Origin of the sequence: Bacillus vallismortis (assembly GCF_004116955.1) — a bacterium.
Taxonomy (GTDB): Bacteria; Bacillota; Bacilli; order Bacillales; family Bacillaceae; genus Bacillus; species Bacillus vallismortis.
The window spans coordinates 1,818,986-1,843,213 of record NZ_CP026362.1 but is presented as its reverse complement, the minus strand read 5'-3'; the positions used below and the strand labels follow the sequence as shown (position 1 = coordinate 1,843,213).

The window sequence follows — 24,228 nt, the reverse complement described above, 5'->3', positions numbered from 1 at the left end:
AATGATAAAGGTTGCACCATCTATTCTATCCGCTGATTTTGCCGCTCTAGGCAATGAGATTAAAGATGTAGAAAAGGGCGGAGCCGATTGTATTCATATTGATGTCATGGACGGCCACTTTGTCCCGAATATCACGATCGGTCCGCTGATTGTAGAGGCTGTTCGGCCGGTAACAGACCTGCCGCTGGATGTTCATTTAATGATAGAAGAGCCGGATCGTTACATCCCGGCTTTCGCTAAAGCCGGCGCAGATATCCTGTCGGTGCATGCTGAGGCATGTCCGCACCTGCACCGTACCATCCAGCTTATTCAAGAGCAAGGGGTGAAGGCCGGTGTTGTTCTGAACCCGCATACGCCTGTACAAGTTATCGAGCATGTTTTCGACGACCTTGATCTTGTTCTTTTAATGACGGTGAACCCGGGATTTGGCGGGCAGAAATTTATTCATTCTGTCCTTCCTAAAATCAAAGAGGTTAAGCGAATGGCGGATGAAAGAGGAAAAAAAGATCTGTTAATTGAAGTAGACGGCGGCGTCAATAAAGAAACCGCTCCGCTAGTGATTGAAGCGGGCGCAAATTTACTCGTAGCCGGCTCAGCTGTTTACAGCCAGCCTGACCGCCAAAAAGCAATTTCTGAAATCAGAGGAAGTAAATAAGCAGCAGGAAAAAGAGCTGGGCATGCAGAGCCTAAGCTCTTTTTCCTGTATGCTGAGAAAGGGATCAGAGATGAAAACAATCAATATCGTTGCGGGAGGCCCTAAAGATCTCATTCCTGATCTAACCGGCTATACAGCTGGGGACATCCTTTGGATCGGTGTTGATAAAGGCACCGTTACTCTTTTAGATGCCGGGCTCATTCCTGATGAAGCTTTTGGAGATTTTGACAGCATAACAGAGCAAGAACGCAGCCGAATTGAAAATGCCGCTCCCGCACTTCATGTGTATCAAGCAGAAAAAGATCAAACAGATTTAGATCTCGCCCTTGATTGGGCGCTGGAAAAACAGCCGGATATCATTCAGATTTTCGGCATTACAGGCGGCAGAGCTGATCATTTTTTAGGAAATATTCAGCTTCTGTACAGAGGTATAAAAACGAATATCAAAATTAGGCTGATAGACAAACAAAATCATATTCAAATGTTCCCTCCCGGTGAATATGATATGGAGAAGGATGAAAACAAGCGATATATCTCCTTCATACCGTTTTCCGAAGAAATACATGAGCTGACACTGGCCGGTTTTAAATATCCGCTGAATAATTGTCATATTACGCTCGGTTCAACACTATGTATTAGTAACGAACTCATTCATTCACGAGGTACTTTTTCGTTTGCAAAAGGCATATTAATAATGATAAGAAGCACGGATTAGCATGTGCTTTCATTCATTTGCTGACATCAGTGAACAGGCGGTTACGGGACGTTATAGGAGGGGACAAAAAATGAAATTTTACACCATTAAATTGCCGAAGTTTTTAGGAGGAATTGTCCGGGCGATGCTGGGTTCATTTAGAAAAGATTAAGGCCCAGGGGTTCATAGCCCTCTTTCACCACATAAAAACGCCTGCCACATATAGAGGCAGGCGTTCATTTTGTTATACACGCTCAACTTTACCGGATTTCAAAGCTCGAGCAGATACATATACTTTTTTAGGTTTTCCGTTCACAAGGATACGAACCTTTTGAAGATTCGCGCCCCAAGTGCGCTTAGAAGCGTTCATTGCGTGAGAACGGTTATTCCCAGCTGTTGTTTTTTTACCTGTGATAACGCATTTACGTGCCATTTGTTTCCCTCCTCACTTGCACAAAACATCTACTTTTTAACATTTCATATGATCTTAGATGCTTTCGATATGGATACTTTAAATAATTTACCACAGCTAAAAAACGTTTGCAACTATTGTTTCATCATCTTTCAAGAAAATTCACTTGACATCTTGCGCAAACAGCGGTGCTATAGTATATGTAGAGGGACGGCAGCAATAGCTGGGTCTTTTCTTTTCATAATGGAAACCATATAGTAGAATAGCTGTAACTCTATGCATTCGAAGGAGGAACTAGTGTGTCCATTGAATTAAGAACGAAGTACGGGCAGATTGATATATCTAATGAAGTCATTGCGATGGTGGCAGGAGGCGCGGCGATCGACTGTTACGGCATTGTCGGAATGGCCTCTAAAAACCAGATTAAAGACGGACTGACTGAAATCCTTCGGAAAGAGAATTTCAGCAGAGGCGTCCAAGTTCGCCAAGAAGGAGAACAGATACATATTGACATGTATATCATTGTCAGCTATGGAACGAAAATTTCTGAAGTGGCACATAATGTCCAAACAAAAGTAAAGTACACAGTAAATCAAACCATCGGATTGGCAGTGGACTCTGTTAATATTTATGTCCAAGGCGTCCGAGTGACGAACCCGTAGTTAGGAGGAGTAGGATTGTCTATTAGAACATTAGACGGCAGAACCTTTGCCGGGATGATTCTCGCGGGAGCGCAGAATCTGTCTCAAAATGCGAGTGCGGTTGATGCGCTCAACGTGTTTCCGGTGCCGGACGGCGATACGGGGACAAATATGAACCTGTCGATGACTTCCGGAGCAAGAGAAGTGGAGCAAATGGATACGGATGATATCGGTAAGGTGGGTTCCGCGTTATCGAAAGGGCTGCTCATGGGAGCGCGCGGAAATTCAGGAGTGATCCTGTCCCAATTGTTCCGCGGATTCAGTAAAAGCATTGAAACGAAAAAAGAAATGAATGCACAAGAGTTTGCCGCTGCGCTGCAAGCCGGTGTTGATATGGCGTATAAAGCTGTCATGAAGCCTGTAGAGGGCACCATTTTAACAGTTGCAAAAGACGCTGCGAAAAAAGCGGTGGCTCTGGCAGAAAAAGAAACCGATATCACAGCGCTGATGACTGCAGTGACAGAGGAAGCAGAGGCATCTTTAAACAGGACACCTGAATTGCTTCCAGTTCTAAAGGAAGTAGGAGTCGTCGACAGCGGGGGCAAAGGCCTGCTTTGTGTGTATGAAGGTTTCCTCGCTTCATTAAAAGGTGAAACTGTGCCTCAGAAAGCTGTTCTTCCGTCACTTGACGACATGGTCAGCGCAGAGCATCATAAGAGCGCGCAAAGCGCAATGAATACAGAAGATATCGAATTTGGTTTTTGTACTGAAGTGATGGTTAGACTCGATCAGGAAAAACGAGAATTCAATGAAGGTACGTTCAGACAAGATCTTAGCCAGTTCGGTGATTCTCTGTTAGTCATTGCGGATGAATCGCTGGCGAAGGTTCATATTCATGCGGAAGAACCGGGAAATGTATTAAACTATGCCCAGCATTATGGTGAATTGATCAAAATTAAAATAGAGAATATGAGAGAACAACATACTTCTCTTATCAGCCAGGAAAGCAAGCCTTCTGGCAACGAAAAACCGCCGGCAAAGCAGCCCTATGGCGTTGTGACTGTAGCAATGGGAGAAGGCATTTCTGACTTATTTAAAAGCATTGGCGCTTCTGTTGTGATTGAAGGCGGTCAGACAATGAACCCGAGCACTGAGGATATTGTCGATGCCGTGAAATCCGTAAATGCGGAAACAGTGTTTATCTTACCGAATAACTCCAACATCATCATGGCGGCTAATCAAGCGGCAAGTGTAATGGATGGACAGGTTTTCGTCATTCCTGCCAAAACGGTTCCCCAAGGGATGTCAGCCCTGCTGGCATTTCATCCGGATCAAGAAGCTGAAGCGAACGAGGCCAATATGCTTAGCGCCATTCAGCAGGTGAAAAGCGGGCAAGTGACGTACTCAGTCAGAGATACCCATATTGATGGCAAGGATATTAAAAAAGGCGACTTTATGGGAATTCTGAATGGAACGATTATCGGCACTGCTGAAGATCAGCTGTCAGCCGCGAAAACGCTGCTGTCAGAAATGATCGGAGAAGACGACGAAATTGTTACCATCCTATACGGTGAGGATGCGTCTCAGGAAGAAGCTGAGGAGCTTGAAGCGTTCCTTAGTGAAAAGTACGAGGAGATTGAGGTTGAGATCCATAACGGAAAACAGCCGCTGTATTCTTATATCGTTTCAGCAGAATAGAAGGGCGATTCGCCCTTCTATTCTTATGTCTGCTTTTAAGTGCGGCAGCGCTGTGACGCGCCCGCTTGCCATTTTATATATGATCAATTAGTCTAGAAGCAAAGCGCTTATAAACTCTGGTTCATAAGGAGGAATAGCATGAAATACAGAAGCGTTTTTGATATTATCGGCCCGGTTATGATCGGTCCGTCCAGCTCGCATACGGCGGGGGCGGCAAGAATCGGGAGAGTGGCCAGAAGTTTATTTGGCAGAGAGCCTGAGCGCATCATCGTATCCTTTTACGGCTCTTTTGCGGAAACGTATAAAGGCCACGGCACAGATGTCGCGATTATCGGCGGATTGCTTGATTTTGATACATTTGACGAACGGATTAAAACCGCTATACAAATTGCAGAAGATAAAGGAATTGAAATAGAGTTTCGCGTTGAAGACGCTGTGCCCGTCCACCCGAACACAGCCAAAATCACCATTTCTGATAAAAAGGGAGAGCTTGAGCTGACAGGTATTTCGATTGGCGGAGGAAAGATTGAAATCACAGAATTAAATGGTTTTGAACTCCGATTGTCAGGAAATCATCCTGCTATATTGGTTGTTCATAATGACAAGTTTGGCACGATTGCCGGTGTTGCCAATGTCCTGGCGAAATTTTCAATCAACGTTGGCCATATGGAAGTAGCCCGAAAGGATATCGGCCAGCTTGCTTTGATGACAATAGAAGTCGATCAAAATATTGACGAACAAATTCTCAACGAGCTGTCAAAGCTGCCGAATATTATTCAGGTAACAAAGATTGCTGACTAGCGAAAGGTCAGGAGGAGCCAGTTATGTTTCGTAATGTAAAGGAATTATTAGAGATAACAAAAGAAAAGCAACTATCCATCTCTGATGTGATGATCGCTCAAGAGATGGAAGTAACAGAAAAAACAAAAGAAGAGATTTTTCAGCAGATGGATCACAATTTGTCTGTTATGGAAGCGGCGGTTCAAAAAGGACTCGAGGGAGTTACGAGCCAAACGGGCTTAACTGGCGGTGACGCCGTGAAATTACAGGCTTACATTCGGTCAGGTAAAAGCCTGTCTGGCCAGCTGATTTTAGATGCGGTATCGAAAGCTGTTGCAACAAATGAAGTGAATGCAGCCATGGGAACCATTTGTGCGACACCGACTGCGGGTTCCGCTGGTGTCGTACCCGGCACGTTATTTGCTGTAAAAGAAAAACTGAACCCAACAAGAGAACAAATGATCCGCTTTTTGTTTACCTCCGGGGCTTTTGGATTTGTCGTGGCTAATAACGCGAGTATTTCCGGCGCCGCCGGGGGATGCCAGGCAGAGGTTGGATCAGCATCAGGCATGGCTGCTGCGGCGATTGTTGAGATGGCAGGAGGAACACCAGAACAGAGCGCGGAGGCCATGGCCATTACATTAAAAAATATGCTCGGACTCGTGTGCGATCCTGTTGCGGGGCTTGTTGAAGTGCCGTGCGTGAAACGAAATGCAATGGGAGCTTCAAATGCAATGATTGCTGCTGATATGGCATTGGCAGGCATTACAAGCCGCATTCCATGTGATGAGGTTATTGATGCCATGTATAAAATTGGCCAGACGATGCCCACAGCACTTAGAGAAACAGGCCAGGGCGGTTTGGCGGCAACACCGACAGGAAGAGAATTAGAGAAAAAAATTTTTGGAGGAGCGCTAGGTTCACGTGAAACAACATCAGCAAACTAGTATAGCCAACATTAAGGGCATTGGGCCGGAAACAGAAAAAACATTGAAGGAACTCGGTATTTATGACATTTCTGATCTTCTGAATTATTTCCCTTATCGCTATGATGACTACGAGCTGAGGGATTTAGAAGAAGTCAAGCATGATGAAAGAGTTACAGTCGAAGGGAAGGTTCATTCGGAGCCTTCTCTTACCTATTACGGAAAAAAACGGAACAGACTGACATTTAGGGTTCTTGTCGGCCATTATTTGGTCACAGCCATATGCTTCAACCGGCCTTATTTGAAGAAAAAGCTTTCTCTGGGCTCTGTCGTGACAGTCTCAGGTAAATGGGACAAGCACCGCCAAACCATTTCTGTTCAGGAGTTGAAAAACGGTCCGCACCAAGAGGATAAGAGCATTGAACCAGTGTATTCTGTGAAAGAAAACGTTACCGTCAAAATGATGAGACGTTTTATTCAACAAGCGCTGACCCAGTATGCAGACTCGCTTTCCGATCCTCTTCCGGAAAAGCTACGAACACGTTATAAGCTGCCGGATTATCATCAGGCATTAAAAGCGATGCACCAGCCTGAAACAAGAGAAGCGTTAACGCTTGCAAGACGCCGGTTTGTTTATGAGGAGTTTTTGTTGTTTCAGTTGAAAATGCAGGCGTTTCGAAAGGCGGAAAGAGAGCAGACTCAAGGGATACGGCAGCGTTTTTCAAACGAAGAACTCATGAAATTTGTCAACAGCCTCCCGTTTCCTCTCACTAACGCCCAATCCCGCGTGCTTCGCGAAATAACGGCAGACATGTCTTCACCGTACAGAATGAACCGTCTTCTTCAAGGAGACGTTGGATCAGGAAAAACGGCAGTCGCCGCCATTGCGCTGTATGCCGCGATCTTATCCGGATACCAGGGCGCGCTTATGGTGCCGACAGAGATTCTGGCCGAACAGCATGCTGATTCGCTCGTTTCACTATTTGAAAAGTGGGATATCAGCGTTGCTCTTTTGACAAGCTCTGTCAAAGGAAAGCGGCGAAAAGAACTGCTTGAGCGTCTTGCAGCGGGAGAGATTGATATTCTTGTAGGAACCCACGCTTTAATACAGGATGAGGTGGAGTTTAAGGCGCTGAGTCTCGTCATTACAGATGAGCAGCATCGATTTGGAGTTGAGCAGCGTAAAAAACTTCGGAACAAAGGACAGGATCCCGATGTTCTCTTTATGACAGCCACTCCAATCCCAAGAACGTTAGCCATCACAGTGTTCGGCGAAATGGATGTATCTGTCATTGATGAGATGCCGGCGGGACGAAAACAGATCGAAACCTATTGGGTCAAGCATGACATGCTGGACCGTATTTTGTCATTCCTTGAAAAAGAATTAAAGCAGGGAAGACAGGCTTATATCATCTGCCCGCTGATTGAAGAATCAGACAAGCTTGATGTGCAAAACGCCATTGATGTGTACAATATGCTTTCTGATATTTTCCGGGAGAAATGGAATGTCGGCCTGATGCACGGAAAGCTCCATTCCGATGAAAAAGATCAGGTCATGCGGGAGTTCAGTGCGAACCACTGTCAAATTCTCGTATCAACGACAGTTGTTGAGGTTGGCGTGAATGTTCCGAATGCAACCATTATGGTGATTTATGACGCCGACCGTTTCGGATTATCTCAGCTTCACCAGCTGCGCGGCCGTGTCGGACGGGGCGAGCACCAATCGTTCTGCATTCTGATGGCCGATCCTAAATCAGAAACAGGGAAAGAACGGATGAGAATCATGTCCGAGACCAATGACGGTTTTGAGCTGTCTGAAAAGGATCTGGAACTGAGAGGACCGGGAGATTTCTTCGGAAAAAAACAAAGCGGTATGCCTGAATTCAAGGTGGCGGACATGGTTCATGATTACAGAGCGCTTGAAACGGCGAGGCAGGATGCCGCGAATCTTGTGGCTTCTGACGCGTTTTGGAAGGAGCCGGAATATGGGGCGCTGAGAGATCAATTGCTGAAGAGCGGAGTAATGGACGGGGAAAAATTAAGTTAGTCACCAGAAGTTTTTAGTGTCCAGCTAGAAACAATCGTTGCATTCCAATCTATGAAATTATATACTACTATTAGTACCTAGTCTTAATTGTCCGGATGGTGTTTAGATATGAGAAGAAATAAGAGAGAACGCCAGGAATTACTTCAGCAGACGATTCAAGCAACCCCCTTTATTACAGATGAAGAATTAGCGGGTAAATTTGGGGTGAGCATCCAGACAATTCGTTTGGACCGCTTAGAGCTTTCGATACCGGAGCTGAGAGAAAGAATTAAGAATGTTGCAGAGAAAACGCTTGAAGATGAAGTGAAATCCCTGTCACTGGACGAAGTGATCGGAGAAATTATTGACCTTGAGCTGGATGATCAAGCGATATCCATTTTAGAAATAAAACAGGAGCATGTGTTCAGCCGGAATCAAATTGCGAGAGGACATCATTTATTTGCACAGGCGAATTCTTTGGCTGTGGCAGTTATTGATGACGAGCTGGCACTGACCGCAAGCGCAGACATCCGCTTTACAAGACAGGTGAAGCAGGGGGAACGTGTTGTAGCGAAAGCGAAAGTGACGGCGGTCGAAAAAGAAAAAGGAAGAACAGTTGTCGAAGTGAACAGCTATGTTGGCGAAGAAATTGTTTTTTCTGGACATTTTGACATGTACCGTTCAAAACAATCATAAAGGTGGAGCATGCATGAGAATAGCTGTAGATGCAATGGGAGGAGACCACGCTCCCAAAGCTGTTATTGACGGAGTTTTAAAGGGTATAGAGGCATTTGATGATCTCCATATCACACTTGTCGGTGACAAAACAACGATAGAATCACATTTAACAACAACATCAGATCGCATCACGGTGCTGCACGCAGATGAAGTGATTGAGCCAACGGATGAACCGGTTCGCGCCGTGCGAAGAAAAAAGAACTCATCTATGGTCCTTATGGCGCAGGAAGTTGCGGAAAGCAGAGCTGACGCCTGCATTTCAGCAGGAAATACCGGCGCATTAATGACAGCCGGTCTGTTTATTGTCGGCCGAATTAAAGGGATTGACCGCCCGGCGCTTGCCCCGACGCTTCCCACCGTTTCAGGAGATGGATTTCTCCTCCTTGATGTCGGCGCCAATGTCGATGCCAAGCCGGAGCACCTCGTCCAATATGCCATCATGGGTTCTGTTTATTCTCAGCAAGTGCGCGGTGTCACTTCACCGAGAGTCGGGCTTTTAAATGTTGGAACAGAAGATAAAAAAGGAAACGAACTGACGAAGCAGACGTTTCAATTATTAAAAGAAACAGCTAATATTCATTTTATCGGAAACGTAGAAGCGCGAGACCTTTTAGATGATGTGGCGGATGTTGTAGTAACAGACGGCTTTACCGGGAATGTTACACTCAAAACGCTGGAAGGTTCTGCGTTGTCTATTTTTAAAATGATGAAAGAAGTCATGACGTCTAATTTCACATCAAAGCTTGCGGCAGCTGTGCTGAAGCCGAAGATGAAAGAAATGAAAATGAAAATGGAGTATTCGAATTATGGCGGAGCGAGTCTGTTCGGCTTAAAAGCGCCTGTGATCAAGGCGCACGGCTCTTCAGATTCTAATGCTGTATTTCATGCGATTCGCCAAGCAAGAGAGATGGTCAGCCAAAATGTGGCTGCGCTCATTCAGGAAGAAGTAAAAGAAGAAAAAACAGATGAATAGTCTGGAGGTTTTGCATCATGAGTAAAATTGCATTTTTGTTCCCGGGACAGGGATCACAATTTATCGGCATGGGGAAAGAGCTTTATGAGCAGGTGCCTGCTGCAAAGCGTCTGTTTGATGAAGCGGATGAAACATTGGAAACAAAACTAAGCTCACTGATTTTTGAAGGTGATGCGAAAGAATTAACACTTACATACAATGCGCAGCCTGCTTTGCTGACGACAAGCATTGCTGTTCTTGAGAAATTTAAAGAATCTGGCATTACACCTGATTTCACAGCAGGACACAGCCTTGGTGAATATTCCGCGCTTGTTGCGTCTGCCGCGCTGTCTTTCAAAGATGCTGTTTATACCGTCAGAAAACGCGGAGAGTTTATGAATGAAGCAGTTCCTGCTGGCGAAGGAGCCATGGCCGCGATTCTTGGCATGGATGCCGAAGCATTAAAGCAAGTGACCGATAAAGTCACGGAGGAAGGCCATCTGGTTCAGCTTGCGAATCTCAACAGTCCTGGACAAATCGTTATTTCCGGTACAGCTAAAGGGGTAGAACTTGCAAGTGAACAGGCAAAAGAGAACGGTGCAAAACGCGCGATCCCGCTTGAAGTAAGCGGTCCATTCCATTCTGAACTGATGAAGCCAGCTGCGGAAAAGCTGAAAGAAGTATTGGATTCCTGTGACATACAAGACGCTGGCGTTCCGGTCGTTTCAAATGTTTCTGCTGATGTCATGACCGCTAAAGCAGAAATCAAAGAGAAGCTCATTGAACAGCTCTACTCTCCGGTTCGTTTTGAGGAAAGCATTAACAAGCTGATTGAAGAGGGTGTTACGACCTTTATTGAAATTGGCCCCGGAAAAGTGCTTTCAGGCCTGGTGAAAAAAGTAAACAGACGCTTGAAAACAATTGCTGTATCAGATCCGGAAACGATCGAGCTGGCAATTCAAACGCTTAAGGAGGAGAATGAAAATGCTTAATGACAAAACAGCTATTGTCACTGGCGCATCCCGCGGAATCGGCCGCGCAATTGCCCTTGACCTGGCAAAAAGCGGCGCGAACGTTGTCGTCAACTACTCCGGCAATGAAGCGAAAGCAAATGAAGTGGTGGATGAAATCAAATCAATGGGCAGAGAAGCAATTGCTGTCAAAGCGGATGTATCAAATCCTGAAGATGTACAAAACATGATAAAAGAAACGTTATCTGTTTTTTCTGCGATTGACATTCTTGTTAATAATGCGGGAATTACAAGAGACAATCTCATCATGAGAATGAAAGAAGATGAATGGGATGATGTCATTAACATTAACCTTAAAGGTGTTTTCAACTGCACGAAAGCTGTTACAAGACAAATGATGAAACAGCGTTCAGGCCGAATTATTAACGTATCGTCTATCGTCGGCGTCAGCGGAAATCCTGGACAAGCCAACTATGTGGCTGCAAAAGCTGGCGTAATCGGTTTAACAAAATCTTCTGCTAAGGAGCTTGCAAGCCGAAATATTACGGTAAATGCGATTGCGCCTGGATTTATCTCAACTGATATGACAGATAAGCTTGCAGAAGACGTTCAAGACGAAATGCTCAAACAAATTCCGCTCGCGCGCTTTGGTGAACCTGGCGATGTCAGCAGCGTTGTCACGTTCCTTGCTTCAGAGGGAGCACGTTACATGACAGGCCAGACGCTTCATATTGACGGCGGAATGGTGATGTAAGTTTTTTTCTCGAAAATTTCATCATAGTTTCTCTAGTTTTTTAAAAACGAATCCACTATAATACTTGAGGGGAGGTGAATTGCTATGGCAGATACATTAGAGCGTGTAACGAAAATCATCGTAGATCGCCTTGGCGTTGATGAAGCAGACGTCAAACTTGAAGCTTCTTTCAAGGAAGACTTAGGTGCTGATTCCCTAGATGTAGTTGAGCTTGTTATGGAACTTGAAGACGAGTTTGATATGGAGATTTCTGACGAAGATGCTGAAAAGATTGCAACAGTCGGCGACGCTGTGAACTACATACAAAACCAGCAATAAGCTAATGCTAAAAGTCCCGCCGAGATGCGGGGCTTTAGCCCTTTATTCGTGCAGTTATTACAGCATGCCGCTTTTACGCGCGCTGTATCCGGTTTAGTCAGAGAAGCGCGGTGAACCTGATGTGCCTATGGAGGTTACTATGTCAAAACACTCACATTATAAAGATAAAAAAAAGTTCTATAAAAAAGTAGAACAATTTAAAGAGTTTCAAGAACGGATTTCGGTTCACTTTCAAAATGAAAAGCTTTTGTATCAAGCATTTACACATTCATCTTATGTGAATGAGCATCGGAAAAAGCCGTATGAAGATAATGAAAGGCTTGAATTTTTAGGTGACGCTGTTTTGGAACTGACGATCTCCAGATTCTTATTTGCCAAGTATCCGGCTATGAGTGAAGGAGATTTGACGAAATTGAGAGCCGCGATTGTATGCGAACCATCTCTCGTTTCATTGGCTCACGAACTGTCATTCGGCGATCTTGTCCTGTTGGGCAAAGGTGAGGAAATGACAGGCGGAAGAAAGCGTCCTGCCCTATTGGCGGATGTATTTGAGGCATTTATCGGAGCCTTGTATCTTGACCAGGGATTAGAGCCGGTCGAAAGTTTCTTAAAAGTCTATGTGTTCCCTAAAATTAACGATGGTGCTTTTTCTCATGTGATGGATTTTAAAAGCCAGCTGCAGGAATACGTGCAGCGGGACGGCAAAGGCTCTCTGGAGTATAAAATCTCTAACGAAAAAGGGCCTGCGCACAACCGTGAATTTGAAGCCATCGTATCGCTAAAAGGTGAACCACTCGGAGTCGGAAACGGCCGATCAAAGAAAGAAGCCGAACAGCATGCAGCTCAAGAAGCTTTAGCTAAATTGCAAAAATATCATACGAAACAATAAAATCCCCCTGAATCATAAGGGGGATTTCAGTATGTATGCCGTCTTATTTTATCCATGTTTTATGATAGAATTGAAATACTTATTACATAAGGAGGATCGCTATGTTCCTCAAACGTTTAGACGTTATAGGATTTAAATCATTTGCAGAACGGATTTCCGTGGATTTTGTAAAAGGCGTTACAGCGGTTGTCGGTCCAAATGGTAGCGGAAAAAGCAACATCACTGATGCCATTCGCTGGGTTCTTGGAGAACAATCGGCACGGTCTCTTCGAGGCGGAAAAATGGAAGATATCATTTTTGCCGGCAGTGATTCGAGAAAGCGATTAAATTTGGCTGAAGTTACACTTACCCTTGATAATGATGATCATTTCTTGCCGATTGACTTCCATGAGGTCAGCGTGACACGACGTGTATACAGATCAGGCGAGAGTGAGTTTCTGATTAACAATCAGCCGTGTCGCTTAAAAGATATTATTGATTTATTTATGGACTCTGGCCTCGGTAAAGAAGCATTTTCTATTATTAGCCAAGGAAAAGTGGAAGAGATCCTGAGCAGTAAAGCGGAGGATCGCCGCAGTATCTTTGAAGAAGCGGCCGGAGTGCTTAAATATAAAACGAGAAAGAAAAAAGCAGAAAATAAACTGTTTGAGACACAGGACAATTTAAACCGGGTAGAAGACATATTACATGAGCTTGAAGGACAGGTTGAACCTCTTAAAATTCAAGCATCGATAGCGAAAGACTATCTGGAGAAAAAGAAAGAGCTGGAACATGTTGAAATAGCGCTGACTGCCTATGATATCGAAGAACTGCATGGTAAATGGTCAGCTCTAAAAGAGAAAGTGCAGCTCGCAAAGGAAGAAGAGCTCGCTGAATCGGCTGCGATTTCTGCGAAAGAAGCGAAAATTGAAGAGGCGCGAGACAAAATTCAAGCGCTGGATGAATCAGTAGATGAGCTCCAGCAGGTCTTATTGGTGACAAGTGAAGAGCTGGAAAAGCTTGAAGGCCGTAAAGAAGTCCTAAAAGAACGCAAGAAAAACGCTGTGCAAAACCGAGAACAGCTTGAAGAAGCCATTGTTCAGTACCAGCAAAAAGAAGCGGTCCTGAAAGAAGAGCTTGCGAAGCAGGAGGCTGTCTTTGAAACGCTTCAGGCAGAGGTGAAACAGTTAAGAGCTCAGGTAAAAGAAAAACAGCAGGCTCTCAGTCTTCACAATGAAAATGTCGAAGAAAAAATCGAGCAGCTGAAAAGCGATTACTTTGAGCTGTTAAACAGCCAGGCTTCGACCCGCAACGAGCTCCAGCTGCTTGATGACCAGATGTCCCAATCCGCTGTCACATTACAGAGGCTTGCGGACAACAATGAAAAGCATCTAGAGGAACGGCGCGATATTTCTGCGCGAAAAGCCGCATGTGAAACGGAGTTTGCCAAAATTGAGCAGGAGATTCACAGCCAAGTCGGCGCATATCGTGACATGCAGACAAAATATGAGCAGAAAAAGCGCCAATACGAAAAAAATGAATCCGCTCTGTATCAGGCATATCAATACGTTCAGCAAGCGAGATCGAAAAAGGACATGCTTGAGACGATGCAGGGTGATTTCTCCGGCTTTTATCAAGGTGTTAAAGAAGTCCTGAAAGCGAAAGAGCGGCTCGGCGGAATTCGCGGAGCGGTCCTAGAGCTGATCTCAACAGAACAGAAGTATGAAACGGCCATTGAAATTGCGCTCGGCGCTTCTGCCCAGCATGTCGTCACCGACGATGAACAGTCTGCCCGTAAAGCGATTCAATATTTAAAACAGAATTCCTTCGGCCGGGCGACGTTTCTGCCTCTTTCTGTAATCAGAGACCGGCAGCTTCAAAGCCGGGACGCGGAAACAGCTGCGCAGCACTCGTCGTTTCTCGGGGTCGCCAGTGAACTTGTCACATTTGATCCTGCGTATCGGCGCATCATCCAGAACCTTCTTGGAACTGTGCTGATCACAGAGGATTTAAAAGGAGCAAACGAGCTTGCGAAGCTTCTCGGGCACCGGTACCGCATCGTAACCCTTGAGGGAGATGTCGTGAATCCGGGTGGTTCAATGACGGGCGGAGCGGTTAAAAAGAAAAATAACTCGCTGCTCGGGAGAAGCCGTGAGCTTGAAGATGTGAGCAAACGGCTCACTGAAATGGAAGAGAAAACAGCGCTGCTTGAACAAGAAGTGAAAACACTTAAGCAATCTCTTCAGGATATGGAGAAAAAACTGGCTGACTTAAGAGAAGCCGGGGAAAGCTTGAGAGTAAAGCAGCAGGATGTAAAAGGCCAGCTGTACGAACTTCAAGTTGCCGAGAAAAATATCAACACTCATTTAGAGCTCTATGATCAAGAAAAATCCGCTCTGTCAGAAAGCGATGAAGAGAAGAGAACGCGCAAACGCAAGCTGGAAGAAGAGCTTTCTGCCGTATCGGAAAAGATGAAGCAGCTTGAAGAGGATATAGATAGGCTGACAAAACAAAAACAAACGCAATCCTCAACGAAAGAGTCTCTTTCCAATGAGCTGACTGAGCTGAAGATCACAGCGGCCAAAAAAGAGCAGGCATGCCAGAGTGAAGAAGACAACCTTACCAGACGTAAGAAAGAGCTCGCAGAAACAGAGTTTGCGTTAAAAGAAGCGAAAGAAGACTTAAGCTTCTTAACGTCAGAGATGTCATCAAGCACCAGCGGCGAAGAAAAGCTTGAAGAAGCTGCAAAACATAAATTGAATGACAAAACGAAAACGATTGAACTGATTGCGTCAAGGCGCGACCAGCGTATCAAGCTTCAGCATGGGCTTGATACATATGAGCGTGAGCTGAAAGAAATGAAACGCCTGTATAAACAAAAAACAACGCTTCTAAAAGACGAAGAGGTCAAACTGGGCCGAATGGAAGTTGAGCTTGATAATTTGCTCCAGTACTTACGGGAGGAATACAGCTTGTCCTTCGAGGGGGCAAAAGAGACCTATCAGCTTGAAAGCGATCCAGAAGAAGCCAGAAAGCGCGTGAAGCTGATTAAGCTCGCAATTGAAGAACTTGGTACTGTAAACCTTGGGAGCATAGATGAGTTTGAGAGGGTCAACGAACGGTATAAGTTTCTGTCAGAACAAAAAGAAGATTTGACAGAAGCGAAAAATACCCTGTTCCAAGTGATTGAAGAAATGGATGAAGAAATGACAAAGCGCTTTAATGACACATTCGTCCAAATCCGATCACACTTTGATCAAGTCTTCCGCTCCTTATTCGGAGGAGGACGAGCTGAACTGAGGCTCACCGATCCGAACGATCTGCTTCACTCAGGAGTCGAGATTATCGCACAGCCGCCGGGGAAAAAACTGCAAAACTTAAATCTTTTGTCAGGCGGAGAGCGTGCGCTTACTGCTATAGCGCTCTTATTCTCAATCTTAAAGGTTCGCCCTGTACCGTTTTGCGTCCTCGACGAAGTAGAGGCTGCGCTTGACGAAGCGAATGTGTTCCGATTTTCACAGTATTTAAAAAAATACAGCAGCGATACCCAGTTTATTGTGATTACCCACAGAAAAGGGACGATGGAGGAAGCGGATGTGCTATACGGCGTAACCATGCAGGAGTCTGGTGTTTCCAAGGTAATCTCAGTTAAGCTGGAAGAAACAAAAGAATTCGTTCAGTAACGAGGAAAGAGGGTAAAAGATGAGCTTTTTTAAAAAATTAAAAGAGAAAATCACAAAACAAACAGATTCCGTATCTGAAAAGTTTAAGGATGGCCTTGAAAAAACAAGAAACTCCTTTCAAAACAAAGTGAATGATCTTGTATCCCGTTACCGTAAAGTGGATGAGGATTTCTTTGAAGAGCTTGAAGAGGTTCTTATCGGCGCGGATGTCGGCTTTACAACCGTTATGGAATTAATAGATGAGCTGAAAAAAGAAGTGAAACGAAGAAATATTCAAGATCCGGCGGAAGTCCAGTCTGTGATTTCCGAGAAGCTGGTCGACATTTATAATAGCGGTGATGGGCAAATTTCTGATTTGAATATCCAGGATGGGCGTTTAAATGTAATCCTCCTCGTAGGTGTAAACGGAGTCGGCAAAACGACAACAATCGGAAAGCTTGCCCATAAATTAAAGCAAGAAGGAAAGTCTGTCGTACTTGCTGCCGGAGACACATTTAGAGCGGGTGCTATTGAACAGCTGGAAGTATGGGGAGAGCGTACGGGAGTGCCTGTCATTAAGCAAACGGCTGGAAGCGATCCCGCGGCTGTTATCTACGATGCTGTCCATGCTGCCAAAGCAAGAAATGCTGATGTTTTAATCTGTGATACGGCAGGTCGTCTTCAAAACAAAGTGAATCTGATGAAAGAGCTTGAAAAAGTGAAGCGCGTCATTGAGAGAGAAGTGCCTGAAGCGCCGCATGAGGTGCTGCTTGCCCTAGATGCCACGACCGGCCAAAACGCGATGGCGCAGGCGAAAGAGTTCTCTAAAGCAACAAATGTTACGGGTATTGCTTTAACGAAGCTCGATGGTACGGCAAAAGGCGGGATCGTTCTCGCGATCCGCAACGAGCTCCATATTCCGGTTAAACTAGTCGGATTAGGTGAAAAAGTGGATGATCTTCAGGAATTCAACGCAGAATCGTATGTATACGGCCTGTTTTCAGATTTAGTGGAAAACGCCGATGATTAAGAAAAAAAGGCCCCCGAAAAAGGGCCTTTTTCCTTTATTATCTTCTCACTTGATAGGCGAAATGATAAAGGCTGTTATCTGTGGATACCATTCTCGCATCTTCTGAATAAACTCTGAATGGGATGATGTCGTAGTAATGAACGGAAACAGATGTGTAATACGTATAGTACCCAGCGGCTGGCCCCAAATACATTGGAACCTCAAATGTTCCGTTTTCATCGGTTGTTCCTGAAGCTGTTTTTGTTGTGTTTCCGACTTTCGTATCTGCCTCAAATCGTACTGGAGCGTTTGGCACTGGCTGTCCGTTTTGATCGAGTAATTTGCCGCTTACGGTGATATTGTACTTGACTCGCCAATATTGACCTTGGCCGTAATTGATTTTACCGTAAACTCCTCCATCTGTGCTGATATTTGTGATCGAAGCCTTATAAGGCGCCTCAGCAGCGTCTGCTTGCTGTGCCGGGACAATGAGTGTAAACACAGCTGCCAAGCATAGCGCAAACAATAAACCGATTTTTTTCATATAAACTCCTCCTTTTAAATAGGGTTCATATATAATATCGGAATAAAATGGATAATATTTAGTGTATTTTGGAAAAAAAGCAATCATTGCTTTGACAAGATAAAAACTTGACAGTCTTCATGAAACCGTGTAAACTAAGTTATCGTAAAGGGATTTGACTTAACAAAGGGGAGAGCTCAAATGTCGCTTGAAAAGACAACGAGAATGAATTATCTGTTTGATTTTTATCAGTCGTTGTTGACGTCAAAACAGAAGAGCTATATGTCGCTTTATTATTTGGACGATTTCTCCCTAGGCGAAATAGCCGAAGAATATGAGGTTTCAAGACAAGCTGTTTATGATAACATCAAACGAACAGAAGCGATGCTTGAACAATATGAAGAAAAGCTGCTCCTTTTGAAAAAGTTTCAGGAGCGTAAAGAGATGTTTAATAAGCTGAAGGAGCTTGCTTCCGGTTCAATAGAAGAGGAAGAAATTACAGCTCTGATTGAAGCGCTTGAGAAATTAGATTAGGAGGCGGCAAACTATGGCATTTGAAGGATTAGCCGACCGACTGCAGCAGACGATTTCCAAAATTCGCGGAAAAGGGAAAGTCAGCGAACAAGATGTCAAAGAGATGATGCGTGAGGTTCGTCTTGCGCTGCTTGAAGCTGACGTTAACTTTAAAGTAGTCAAGGATTTTGTCAAAAAAGTAAGTGAACGCGCTGTAGGCCAAGACGTCATGAAAAGTCTGACGCCCGGCCAGCAGGTCATTAAAGTTGTTCAAGAGGAACTGACTGAGCTGATGGGCGGCGAAGAGAGCAAAATCGCCGCTGCAAAAAAGCCGCCGACTGTTATTATGATGGTCGGTCTCCAAGGTGCCGGTAAAACGACAACAAGCGGTAAGCTTGCGAACCTGCTGCGCAAAAAGCATAATCGCAAACCGATGCTGGTTGCTGCCGATATTTACCGTCCGGCCGCTATTAAACAGCTGGAAACGCTCGGCAAACAGCTTGACATGCCTGTTTTCTCACTTGGTGATCAGGTCAGTCCTGTAGAAATAGCGAAACAGGCTATTGAAAAAGCCAAGGAAGAACATTATGACTATGTCATTTTGGATACGGCAGGCCGCTTGCATATTGACCATGAATTGATGGATGAACTCACCAGCGTGAAGGAAATCGCGAATCCGGAAGAAATTTTCCTGGTTGTCGATTCAATGACCGGACAGGACGCTGTGAATGTCGCCCAAAGCTTTAATGAACAGCTCGGTTTAACCGGTGTTGTGCTGACTAAGCTTGATGGCGACACACGCGGCGGTGCTGCGCTTTCTATTCGCGCGGTCACAAACACGCCGATTAAGTTCGCTGGTCTAGGCGAAAAGCTTGATGCGTTAGAACCGTTCCATCCTGAACGCATGGCATCAAGGATTCTCGGTATGGGCGATGTGCTGACATTAATTGAAAAAGCACAAGCCAGCGTCGATGAAGATAAGGCCAAAGAGCTGGAACAAAAAATGAGAACCATGAGCTTCACATTGGACGATTTTTTGGAGCAGCTCGGGCAGGTCAGAAACATGGGGCCTCTTGATGAGCTTCTGCAAATGATGCCAGGTGCCGGCAAAATGAAAGGCCTGAAAAACATCCAAGTGGATGAAAAACAGCTGAATCATGTGGAAGCGATCATCAAATCGATGACTGTTCGTGAAAAAGAACAACCGGATATCATTAATGCCAGCCGGCGGAAGCGGATTGCGAAAGGGAGCGGGACATCCGTTCAGGAAGTCAACCGTCTGCTTAAGCAGTTTGACGAAATGAAAAAAATGATGAAGCAGATGACAAACATGTCAAAAGGCAAGAAAAAAGGGTTTAAGCTACCTTTTATGTAATCGGTTATACATGATAAAACCGTTGTTAAGAAAAAACACTTTACAAACACTTTTATCATTGTTAATATACTATCTTGTTGAAATATTTTCGGAGGTGCTAGTAAAATGGCAGTAAAAATTCGTTTAAAACGTATGGGAGCAAAAAAATCTCCTTTCTATCGTATTGTTGTAGCAGATTCTCGTTCACCGCGTGACGGCCGTTTCATCGAAACAGTCGGAACATACAACCCGGTTGCAAAACCAGCGGAAGTAAAAATCGACGAAGAGCTTGCTCTTAAATGGCTTCAAACTGGAGCGAAACCATCTGATACAGTTCGCAACTTGTTCTCTAGCCAAGGAATCATGGAAAAATTCCACAACGCTAAACAAGGCAAGTAATGACTGATCGACACTTGGAAGATTTGATTGTCCAAATTGTGACGCCGCTTGTTGATCATCCAGATGACATTCGCGTCATAAGAGAAGAAACCGATCAAAAGATTGCGCTGCGCTTATCTGTCCATAAGTCAGATACCGGTAAAGTTATCGGAAAGCAAGGCCGGACTGCAAAAGCGATTCGAACAGCTGTATTTGCAGCTGGCGCACAGTCTTCTAAGAAAGTTCAATTTGAGATATTTGACTAAAAGGGAGAGGGCCGGCACCTCCCCTTTTTTTACACGCAAAAAAAGGGTAAACTGATAGAAGCTTAGGCAAAATAGAGAGGCCTGAGCCAAAAAAAGTTTTAAAAGCGGGGAGCTTGGTGCGATGCAAATTATTCACCGTGTAGCCGTTATGCAAGTCTTAACCGAGCACAGCAAGGAAAAGCTTTTAGCTTCTTTTGCCGAAAAGAAACAAATGCTTGAACGAGAATGCAGCCAGCTCTATTTTCAGCTAAGAAAACATGAAAAAGAACAGCAAAACCCTGATATGATCGAACAATTTAAAAAGGCAATAGAAAAGCGGAAAGATAACATAAAAATAATCGATTTTCAAATTGCTCAAGTACATACATTGCCGCTTGGCAGTGAGATGAAAGAAAAGGAAGTCGATGCGCTGCTGACAATTGAAGCCGGAGATAACTGGCATGAGAAAACAGCAGCAAACACCATCGTCATAAAAGACGGACAAGTAATTGAAATTCGCCAGAGGTGATCATATGACAAAGCGATGGTTTCATGTAGGTAAAATCGTAAATACCCACGGAATTAAAGGCGAGGTACGGGTGATTTCGAAAACAGATTTTGCCGAGGAACGGTACAAGCCGGGCAACACGCTGTATTTGTTTAGGGACGGACATAACGAACCCGTTGAAGTAACGGTAAACACGCATAGACTGCATAAACAATTTCATCTGCTGCAGTTTAAAGAAAGACAAAGCCTGAATGAAGTGGAAGAGCTGAAAAACGCAATCATTAAAGTTCCAGAAGAAGATTTAGGAGAGCTGGATGAGGGAGAATTTTATTTCCACGAAATCATTGGGTGTGAAGTATTTACCGGGGACGGCCAACTAATCGGAAAGGTAAAAGAAATTTTGACGCCTGGAGCTAATGACGTGTGGGTCATCGGCCGAAATGGGAAAAAAGACGCGCTGATTCCTTACATTGAATCAGTGGTCAAACATATCGATGTCAGCGAAAAGAAAATTGAGGTTGAACTCATGGAAGGATTAATAGACGAATGAAAATCGACTTTTTGACGTTGTTTCCCGACATGTTTGAAGGTGTGCTCGGTTCATCGATTCTTCAAAAAGCGCAGGATAAAGACGCGGTGCAGTTTCAGGTCGTAAATTTCCGAAAGTATTCTGATAATAAGCACAATACTGTCGATGATTATCCTTATGGCGGCGGCGCAGGCATGGTTCTCAAGCCTCAGCCTGTTTTTGACGCGGTCGAGGACCTGACATCAAAGGCGGCCGCTGCTCCGCGTATTATCCTCGTTTGCCCGCAAGGTGAGCGTTTCACCCAGAACAAAGCCGAACAATTAGCGAAGGAAGAGCATTTGCTGTTCATTTGCGGCCACTATGAAGGCTATGATGAACGCATTCGCGAGCATTTGGTAACGGATGAAATATCCATTGGCGATTTTGTCCTGACCGGCGGCGAGCTCCCTGCAATGATGATTGCAGACAGTGTGGTACGACTGCTTCCGGGTGTGCTTGGCAAAGAGGCTTCCCATATTGAGGATTCATTCAGCACCGGCCTCTTAGAGCACCCGCATTATACAAGACCGGCAGATTACAAAGGTTTAAAGGTGCCTGAAACACTTCTGTCAGGAAACCATGCAAAAATCAAAGAATGGCGGAATAAAGAATCAATCAGAAGAACCTATGTAAGACGCCCGGATCTTCTGAAAGACTATCCGCTTACAGACCAGCAAAGAAAATGGATTTCTGAATGGGAAAAAGAATAGATTTTATTGCACAGACTATGAAATTGTGATAAGATACTACTTGTGGCTTAAAGCGGGCTTATCCGCTGCAAGCTTGAAAACGATGTTCCGCTGTGCCGGGTTATGTGGCCAAGAGCATCTGTTGGAAGGAGTTGAAAACGATGCAAAAACTAATTGAAGATATCACAAAAGAACAGCTTCGCACTGATCTTCCTGCGTTCCGTCCTGGTGACACTTTACGTGTACACGTTAAAGTTGTTGAGGGTAACCGTGAGCGTATCCAGATCTTTGAAGGTGTTGTGATCAAGCGTCGTGGTGGTGGAATCAGCGAAACGTTCACAGTTCGTAAGATTTCTTACGGTGTTGGTGTTGAACGTACTTTCCCTGTACACACACCAAAAATCGCGAAAATCGAAGTTGTGCGTTACGGTAAAGTACGCCGTGCTAAGCTTTACTACCTGCGTGAACTTCGCGGAAAAGCGGCTCGTATTAAAGAGATCAGACGATAATGATAACGACGAAAAGAGCTTGTTACCTGTAACAAGCTCTTTTTTTATACACAATTTGAAAATGCCGGACAGGCATCGTAAAATACATAAAGGACAACAAAGAATCTTGCATATTGAAGAGATAAAGGCGGTGTTCGTGTCACATGACAATTCAATGGTTCCCGGGCCATATGGCCAAGGCAAGAAGGGAAGTAACCGAAAAATTAAAATTAATCGATATTGTATATGAATTGGTAGATGCCAGAATTCCGATGTCATCAAGAAACCCAATGATTGAAGACATTCTAAAAAATAAACCGAGAATTATGCTGTTAAACAAAGCTGACAAAGCAGATGCGGCAGTTACACAGCAATGGAAAGAGCACTTTGAAAAGGAAGGGATCCGCTCTTTATCCATAAATTCTGTAAACGGACAAGGCTTAAATCAAATTGTGCCTGTGTCAAAAGAGATCCTCCAACAAAAATTTGACCGGATGAGAGCCAAAGGTGTGAAGCCTAGAGCAATTCGCGCTTTGATTATCGGCATTCCAAACGTCGGGAAATCAACGCTTATCAACCGGCTGGCAAAGAAAAACATAGCAAAAACGGGAGACAGACCTGGCATTACGACATCTCAGCAGTGGGTTAAAGTCGGGAAGGAATTAGAGCTCTTAGATACACCGGGGATTTTATGGCCTAAATTTGAAGACGAGCTTGTCGGCTTGAGGCTGGCAGTCACCGGCGCTATTAAAGACACAATTATCAATCTGCAGGATGTGGCCGTGTTTGGTCTTCGTTTTCTCGAAGAACACTATCCTGAACGGCTTAAAGAGCGTTACGGCCTTGAGGAAATCCCAGAGGACATTGCGGAGCTGTTTAATGCAATAGGTGAAAAGCGCGGCTGTCTCATGAGCGGAGGGCTTATTAACTACGATAAGACGACTGAAGTCATCATTCGCGATATCCGCACTGAAAAGTTCGGCAGGCTGTCATTTGAACAGCCCGCTAAGTAAAGGCGCGCAGAAATGCGGGCCTTTATTTTTGCCTGACCGAACCGATACATACAGTAAGGGAGAAGAGAAAGTGAATACATTAACCGTAAAGGACATTAAAGACCGTTTGCAGGAAGTGAAGGATGAGCAGGACCCATTTCTCACCCTATGCGAAAACGACCCGAGAAAGAGCGTTCAAACGCTTGTAGAGCAATGGCTTAAAAAGCAGGCGAAAGAAAAAGCGTTGAAAGAACAATGGCTGAATATGACTTCCTTTGAAAGGCTGGCAAGAAACAAAGGATTTCGCTTGATCGCAGGTGTAGACGAGGTCGGCCGGGGTCCATTGGCGGGACCCGTTGTCGCCAGCGCAGTCATTCTTCCAGAGGAATGTGAAATACTTGGGCTGACAGACTCCAAAAAGCTTTCAGAAAAAAAGCGTGACGAATATTACGAGCTTATTATGAAAGAAGCACTGGCGGTCGGAATAGGAATTGTAGAAGCCTCTGTCATTGATGAAATCAATATATATGAAGCTTCAAAGGTAGCAATGGTGAAAGCGATACACGATTTGTCAGATACACCTGATTATTTGCTTGTTGACGCAATGACGCTACCGATCGGCATAGACCAGTCGTCAATTATAAAAGGCGATGCCAAAAGCGTGTCTATTGCGGCAGGTGCGTGCATCGCGAAAGTGACAAGAGACCGGATGATGAGCGCCTATGCCAAAACCTATCCTATGTACGGCTTTGAAAAAAATAAAGGCTATGGGACAAAAGAGCATCTCGAAGCTCTCGCCGCATACGGCCCGACTGAATTGCACCGCAAAACTTTCGCTCCTGTTCAATCTGCCAGATAAATCAATG

The 24,228-nt window shown here is 44.7% G+C and carries 28 protein-coding genes; 26 read left to right on the top strand and 2 right to left on the bottom strand.

Annotated elements, in window-relative coordinates; translation table 11 throughout:
* Window position 1 precedes the first annotated feature (1 nt).
* From rpe to spoVM, 3 genes are all read left to right on the top strand, one after another.
* Window positions 2-655 (top strand): ribulose-phosphate 3-epimerase, encoded by a 654-nt coding sequence (gene rpe / locus BV11031_RS10060; RefSeq protein WP_010327889.1) that lies wholly within the window; start codon window positions 2-4, stop codon window positions 653-655.
* 70 nt (window positions 656-725) lie between these two features.
* Window positions 726-1,370: a thiamine diphosphokinase gene (locus BV11031_RS10055; RefSeq protein WP_010327888.1), complete on the top strand. Its 645-nt coding sequence runs from the start codon at window positions 726-728 to the stop codon at window positions 1,368-1,370.
* A 70-nt stretch (window positions 1,371-1,440) separates the two neighbouring features.
* Window positions 1,441-1,521, top strand: coding sequence for a stage V sporulation protein SpoVM (spoVM, locus tag BV11031_RS10050; RefSeq protein WP_003221545.1), 81 nt, complete (start codon window positions 1,441-1,443; stop codon window positions 1,519-1,521).
* 72 nt (window positions 1,522-1,593) lie between these two features.
* Here the strand turns inward: spoVM and rpmB are convergent, their stop codons facing one another.
* Window positions 1,594-1,782, bottom strand: coding sequence for a 50S ribosomal protein L28 (gene rpmB / locus BV11031_RS10045; RefSeq protein WP_003221548.1), 189 nt, complete (start codon window positions 1,780-1,782; stop codon window positions 1,594-1,596).
* Window positions 1,783-2,060: 278 nt separating this feature from the next.
* Between rpmB and BV11031_RS10040 the strand changes: the two genes are divergently transcribed.
* From BV11031_RS10040 to ftsY, 13 genes are all read left to right on the top strand, one after another.
* Window positions 2,061-2,423 carry an Asp23/Gls24 family envelope stress response protein gene (locus BV11031_RS10040; RefSeq protein ID WP_003238605.1) on the top strand — a complete coding sequence of 121 codons (363 nt, stop codon included), beginning with the start codon at window positions 2,061-2,063 and terminating at the stop codon, window positions 2,421-2,423.
* Window positions 2,424-2,438: 15 nt separating this feature from the next.
* A complete protein-coding gene (locus BV11031_RS10035) occupies window positions 2,439-4,100 on the top strand; it encodes a DAK2 domain-containing protein (protein ID WP_010327887.1) in 1,662 nt (553 codons plus the stop codon).
* Window positions 4,101-4,238: 138 nt separating this feature from the next.
* Window positions 4,239-4,901, top strand: coding sequence for an L-serine ammonia-lyase, iron-sulfur-dependent subunit beta (sdaAB, locus tag BV11031_RS10030; RefSeq protein ID WP_010327886.1), 663 nt, complete (start codon window positions 4,239-4,241; stop codon window positions 4,899-4,901).
* A 23-nt stretch (window positions 4,902-4,924) separates the two neighbouring features.
* Entirely contained in the window at window positions 4,925-5,827 is a 903-nt protein-coding gene (gene sdaAA, locus BV11031_RS10025; RefSeq protein WP_010327885.1) for an L-serine ammonia-lyase, iron-sulfur-dependent, subunit alpha, read from the top strand.
* Window positions 5,805-7,853, top strand: a complete 2,049-nt coding sequence (gene recG, locus BV11031_RS10020) for an ATP-dependent DNA helicase RecG (RefSeq protein ID WP_010327884.1) — start codon at window positions 5,805-5,807, stop codon at window positions 7,851-7,853. The genes sdaAA and recG overlap by 23 nt, the downstream gene beginning before the upstream one ends.
* A gap of 108 nt (window positions 7,854-7,961) precedes the next feature.
* Window positions 7,962-8,528 (top strand): transcription factor FapR, encoded by a 567-nt coding sequence (fapR, locus tag BV11031_RS10015; protein ID WP_010327883.1) that lies wholly within the window; start codon window positions 7,962-7,964, stop codon window positions 8,526-8,528.
* 13 nt (window positions 8,529-8,541) lie between these two features.
* Window positions 8,542-9,543 (top strand): phosphate acyltransferase PlsX, encoded by a 1,002-nt coding sequence (plsX, locus tag BV11031_RS10010; RefSeq protein WP_010327882.1) that lies wholly within the window; start codon window positions 8,542-8,544, stop codon window positions 9,541-9,543.
* 17 nt (window positions 9,544-9,560) lie between these two features.
* Entirely contained in the window at window positions 9,561-10,514 is a 954-nt protein-coding gene (fabD, locus tag BV11031_RS10005; RefSeq protein ID WP_010327881.1) for an ACP S-malonyltransferase, read from the top strand.
* Entirely contained in the window at window positions 10,507-11,247 is a 741-nt protein-coding gene (gene fabG / locus BV11031_RS10000; RefSeq protein WP_010327880.1) for a 3-oxoacyl-[acyl-carrier-protein] reductase, read from the top strand. The genes fabD and fabG overlap by 8 nt, the downstream gene beginning before the upstream one ends.
* Window positions 11,248-11,331: 84 nt before the next feature.
* Window positions 11,332-11,565 (top strand): acyl carrier protein, encoded by a 234-nt coding sequence (gene acpP / locus BV11031_RS09995; RefSeq protein ID WP_003154310.1) that lies wholly within the window; start codon window positions 11,332-11,334, stop codon window positions 11,563-11,565.
* Between the two features lie 139 nt (window positions 11,566-11,704).
* Window positions 11,705-12,454, top strand: coding sequence for a ribonuclease III (gene rncS, locus BV11031_RS09990; RefSeq protein WP_039073938.1), 750 nt, complete (start codon window positions 11,705-11,707; stop codon window positions 12,452-12,454).
* 101 nt (window positions 12,455-12,555) lie between these two features.
* A complete protein-coding gene (gene smc / locus BV11031_RS09985) occupies window positions 12,556-16,116 on the top strand; it encodes a chromosome segregation protein SMC (protein ID WP_010327876.1) in 3,561 nt (1,186 codons plus the stop codon).
* A gap of 19 nt (window positions 16,117-16,135) precedes the next feature.
* Window positions 16,136-17,125, top strand: coding sequence for a signal recognition particle-docking protein FtsY (gene ftsY / locus BV11031_RS09980; RefSeq protein WP_010327875.1), 990 nt, complete (start codon window positions 16,136-16,138; stop codon window positions 17,123-17,125).
* A 37-nt stretch (window positions 17,126-17,162) separates the two neighbouring features.
* Here the strand turns inward: ftsY and BV11031_RS09975 are convergent, their stop codons facing one another.
* Entirely contained in the window at window positions 17,163-17,648 is a 486-nt protein-coding gene (locus tag BV11031_RS09975) for an Ig-like domain-containing protein (protein ID WP_010327874.1), read from the bottom strand.
* A gap of 180 nt (window positions 17,649-17,828) precedes the next feature.
* On the opposite strand from BV11031_RS09975, the gene BV11031_RS09970 reads away from it, so the two are divergent.
* The 10 genes from BV11031_RS09970 to BV11031_RS09925 all read left to right on the top strand — a co-directional run bounded on the left by BV11031_RS09970 (window position 17,829) and on the right by BV11031_RS09925 (window position 24,221).
* Complete coding sequence (locus tag BV11031_RS09970; RefSeq protein ID WP_010327873.1) at window positions 17,829-18,161, top strand: putative DNA-binding protein; 333 nt, start codon at window positions 17,829-17,831, stop codon at window positions 18,159-18,161.
* Between the two features lie 13 nt (window positions 18,162-18,174).
* On the top strand, window positions 18,175-19,515 hold the full coding sequence (ffh, locus tag BV11031_RS09965; protein WP_010327872.1) for a signal recognition particle protein: 1,341 nt from the start codon (window positions 18,175-18,177) through the stop codon (window positions 19,513-19,515).
* 105 nt (window positions 19,516-19,620) lie between these two features.
* Window positions 19,621-19,893 (top strand): 30S ribosomal protein S16, encoded by a 273-nt coding sequence (gene rpsP, locus BV11031_RS09960; protein ID WP_003220815.1) that lies wholly within the window; start codon window positions 19,621-19,623, stop codon window positions 19,891-19,893.
* A complete protein-coding gene (locus BV11031_RS09955) occupies window positions 19,893-20,138 on the top strand; it encodes a KH domain-containing protein (protein WP_039073942.1) in 246 nt (81 codons plus the stop codon). Before rpsP ends, BV11031_RS09955 begins: the two co-directional genes overlap by 1 nt.
* A 121-nt stretch (window positions 20,139-20,259) precedes the next feature.
* Window positions 20,260-20,646 (top strand): YlqD family protein, encoded by a 387-nt coding sequence (locus tag BV11031_RS09950; RefSeq protein WP_010331118.1) that lies wholly within the window; start codon window positions 20,260-20,262, stop codon window positions 20,644-20,646.
* A 4-nt stretch (window positions 20,647-20,650) separates the two neighbouring features.
* Complete coding sequence (gene rimM, locus BV11031_RS09945; RefSeq protein ID WP_010331117.1) at window positions 20,651-21,175, top strand: ribosome maturation factor RimM; 525 nt, start codon at window positions 20,651-20,653, stop codon at window positions 21,173-21,175.
* Window positions 21,172-21,903: a tRNA (guanosine(37)-N1)-methyltransferase TrmD gene (gene trmD / locus BV11031_RS09940; protein ID WP_010331116.1), complete on the top strand. Its 732-nt coding sequence runs from the start codon at window positions 21,172-21,174 to the stop codon at window positions 21,901-21,903. The genes rimM and trmD overlap by 4 nt, the downstream gene beginning before the upstream one ends.
* A 140-nt stretch (window positions 21,904-22,043) precedes the next feature.
* Window positions 22,044-22,391 (top strand): 50S ribosomal protein L19, encoded by a 348-nt coding sequence (gene rplS, locus BV11031_RS09935; protein ID WP_003220825.1) that lies wholly within the window; start codon window positions 22,044-22,046, stop codon window positions 22,389-22,391.
* Window positions 22,392-22,534: 143 nt separating this feature from the next.
* A complete protein-coding gene (gene ylqF / locus BV11031_RS09930) occupies window positions 22,535-23,383 on the top strand; it encodes a ribosome biogenesis GTPase YlqF (RefSeq protein ID WP_129550750.1) in 849 nt (282 codons plus the stop codon).
* A gap of 70 nt (window positions 23,384-23,453) precedes the next feature.
* Window positions 23,454-24,221 carry a ribonuclease HII gene (locus BV11031_RS09925; RefSeq protein ID WP_121642562.1) on the top strand — a complete coding sequence of 256 codons (768 nt, stop codon included), beginning with the start codon at window positions 23,454-23,456 and terminating at the stop codon, window positions 24,219-24,221.
* The last annotated feature ends 7 nt before the right edge of the window (window positions 24,222-24,228 follow it).

Bases quoted from the DNA above. Each gene is read 5' to 3' on its own strand.
- smc (WP_010327876.1), top strand. From the start codon at position 12,556: ATGTTCCTCAAACGTTTAGACGTTATAGGATTTAAATCATTTGCAGAA.
- spoVM (WP_003221545.1), top strand. From the start codon at position 1,441: ATGAAATTTTACACCATTAAATTGCCGAAGTTTTTAGGAGGAATTGTC.
- rpmB (WP_003221548.1), bottom strand. From the start codon at position 1,782: ATGGCACGTAAATGCGTTATCACAGGTAAAAAAACAACAGCTGGGAAT.
- ftsY (WP_010327875.1), top strand. From the start codon at position 16,136: ATGAGCTTTTTTAAAAAATTAAAAGAGAAAATCACAAAACAAACAGAT.
- ffh (WP_010327872.1), top strand. From the start codon at position 18,175: ATGGCATTTGAAGGATTAGCCGACCGACTGCAGCAGACGATTTCCAAA.
- ylqF (WP_129550750.1), top strand. From the start codon at position 22,535: ATGACAATTCAATGGTTCCCGGGCCATATGGCCAAGGCAAGAAGGGAA.
- rpe (WP_010327889.1), top strand. From the start codon at position 2: ATGATAAAGGTTGCACCATCTATTCTATCCGCTGATTTTGCCGCTCTA.
- BV11031_RS10055 (WP_010327888.1), top strand. From the start codon at position 726: ATGAAAACAATCAATATCGTTGCGGGAGGCCCTAAAGATCTCATTCCT.
- rncS (WP_039073938.1), top strand. From the start codon at position 11,705: ATGTCAAAACACTCACATTATAAAGATAAAAAAAAGTTCTATAAAAAA.
- plsX (WP_010327882.1), top strand. From the start codon at position 8,542: ATGAGAATAGCTGTAGATGCAATGGGAGGAGACCACGCTCCCAAAGCT.
- BV11031_RS09955 (WP_039073942.1), top strand. From the start codon at position 19,893: ATGACTGATCGACACTTGGAAGATTTGATTGTCCAAATTGTGACGCCG.
- fabD (WP_010327881.1), top strand. From the start codon at position 9,561: ATGAGTAAAATTGCATTTTTGTTCCCGGGACAGGGATCACAATTTATC.
- rpsP (WP_003220815.1), top strand. From the start codon at position 19,621: ATGGCAGTAAAAATTCGTTTAAAACGTATGGGAGCAAAAAAATCTCCT.
- trmD (WP_010331116.1), top strand. From the start codon at position 21,172: ATGAAAATCGACTTTTTGACGTTGTTTCCCGACATGTTTGAAGGTGTG.
- sdaAB (WP_010327886.1), top strand. From the start codon at position 4,239: ATGAAATACAGAAGCGTTTTTGATATTATCGGCCCGGTTATGATCGGT.
- sdaAA (WP_010327885.1), top strand. From the start codon at position 4,925: ATGTTTCGTAATGTAAAGGAATTATTAGAGATAACAAAAGAAAAGCAA.
- BV11031_RS09970 (WP_010327873.1), top strand. From the start codon at position 17,829: ATGTCGCTTGAAAAGACAACGAGAATGAATTATCTGTTTGATTTTTAT.
- fapR (WP_010327883.1), top strand. From the start codon at position 7,962: ATGAGAAGAAATAAGAGAGAACGCCAGGAATTACTTCAGCAGACGATT.
- acpP (WP_003154310.1), top strand. From the start codon at position 11,332: ATGGCAGATACATTAGAGCGTGTAACGAAAATCATCGTAGATCGCCTT.
- rimM (WP_010331117.1), top strand. From the start codon at position 20,651: ATGACAAAGCGATGGTTTCATGTAGGTAAAATCGTAAATACCCACGGA.
- BV11031_RS09975 (WP_010327874.1), bottom strand. From the start codon at position 17,648: ATGAAAAAAATCGGTTTATTGTTTGCGCTATGCTTGGCAGCTGTGTTT.
- rplS (WP_003220825.1), top strand. From the start codon at position 22,044: ATGCAAAAACTAATTGAAGATATCACAAAAGAACAGCTTCGCACTGAT.
- BV11031_RS09950 (WP_010331118.1), top strand. From the start codon at position 20,260: ATGCAAATTATTCACCGTGTAGCCGTTATGCAAGTCTTAACCGAGCAC.
- fabG (WP_010327880.1), top strand. From the start codon at position 10,507: ATGCTTAATGACAAAACAGCTATTGTCACTGGCGCATCCCGCGGAATC.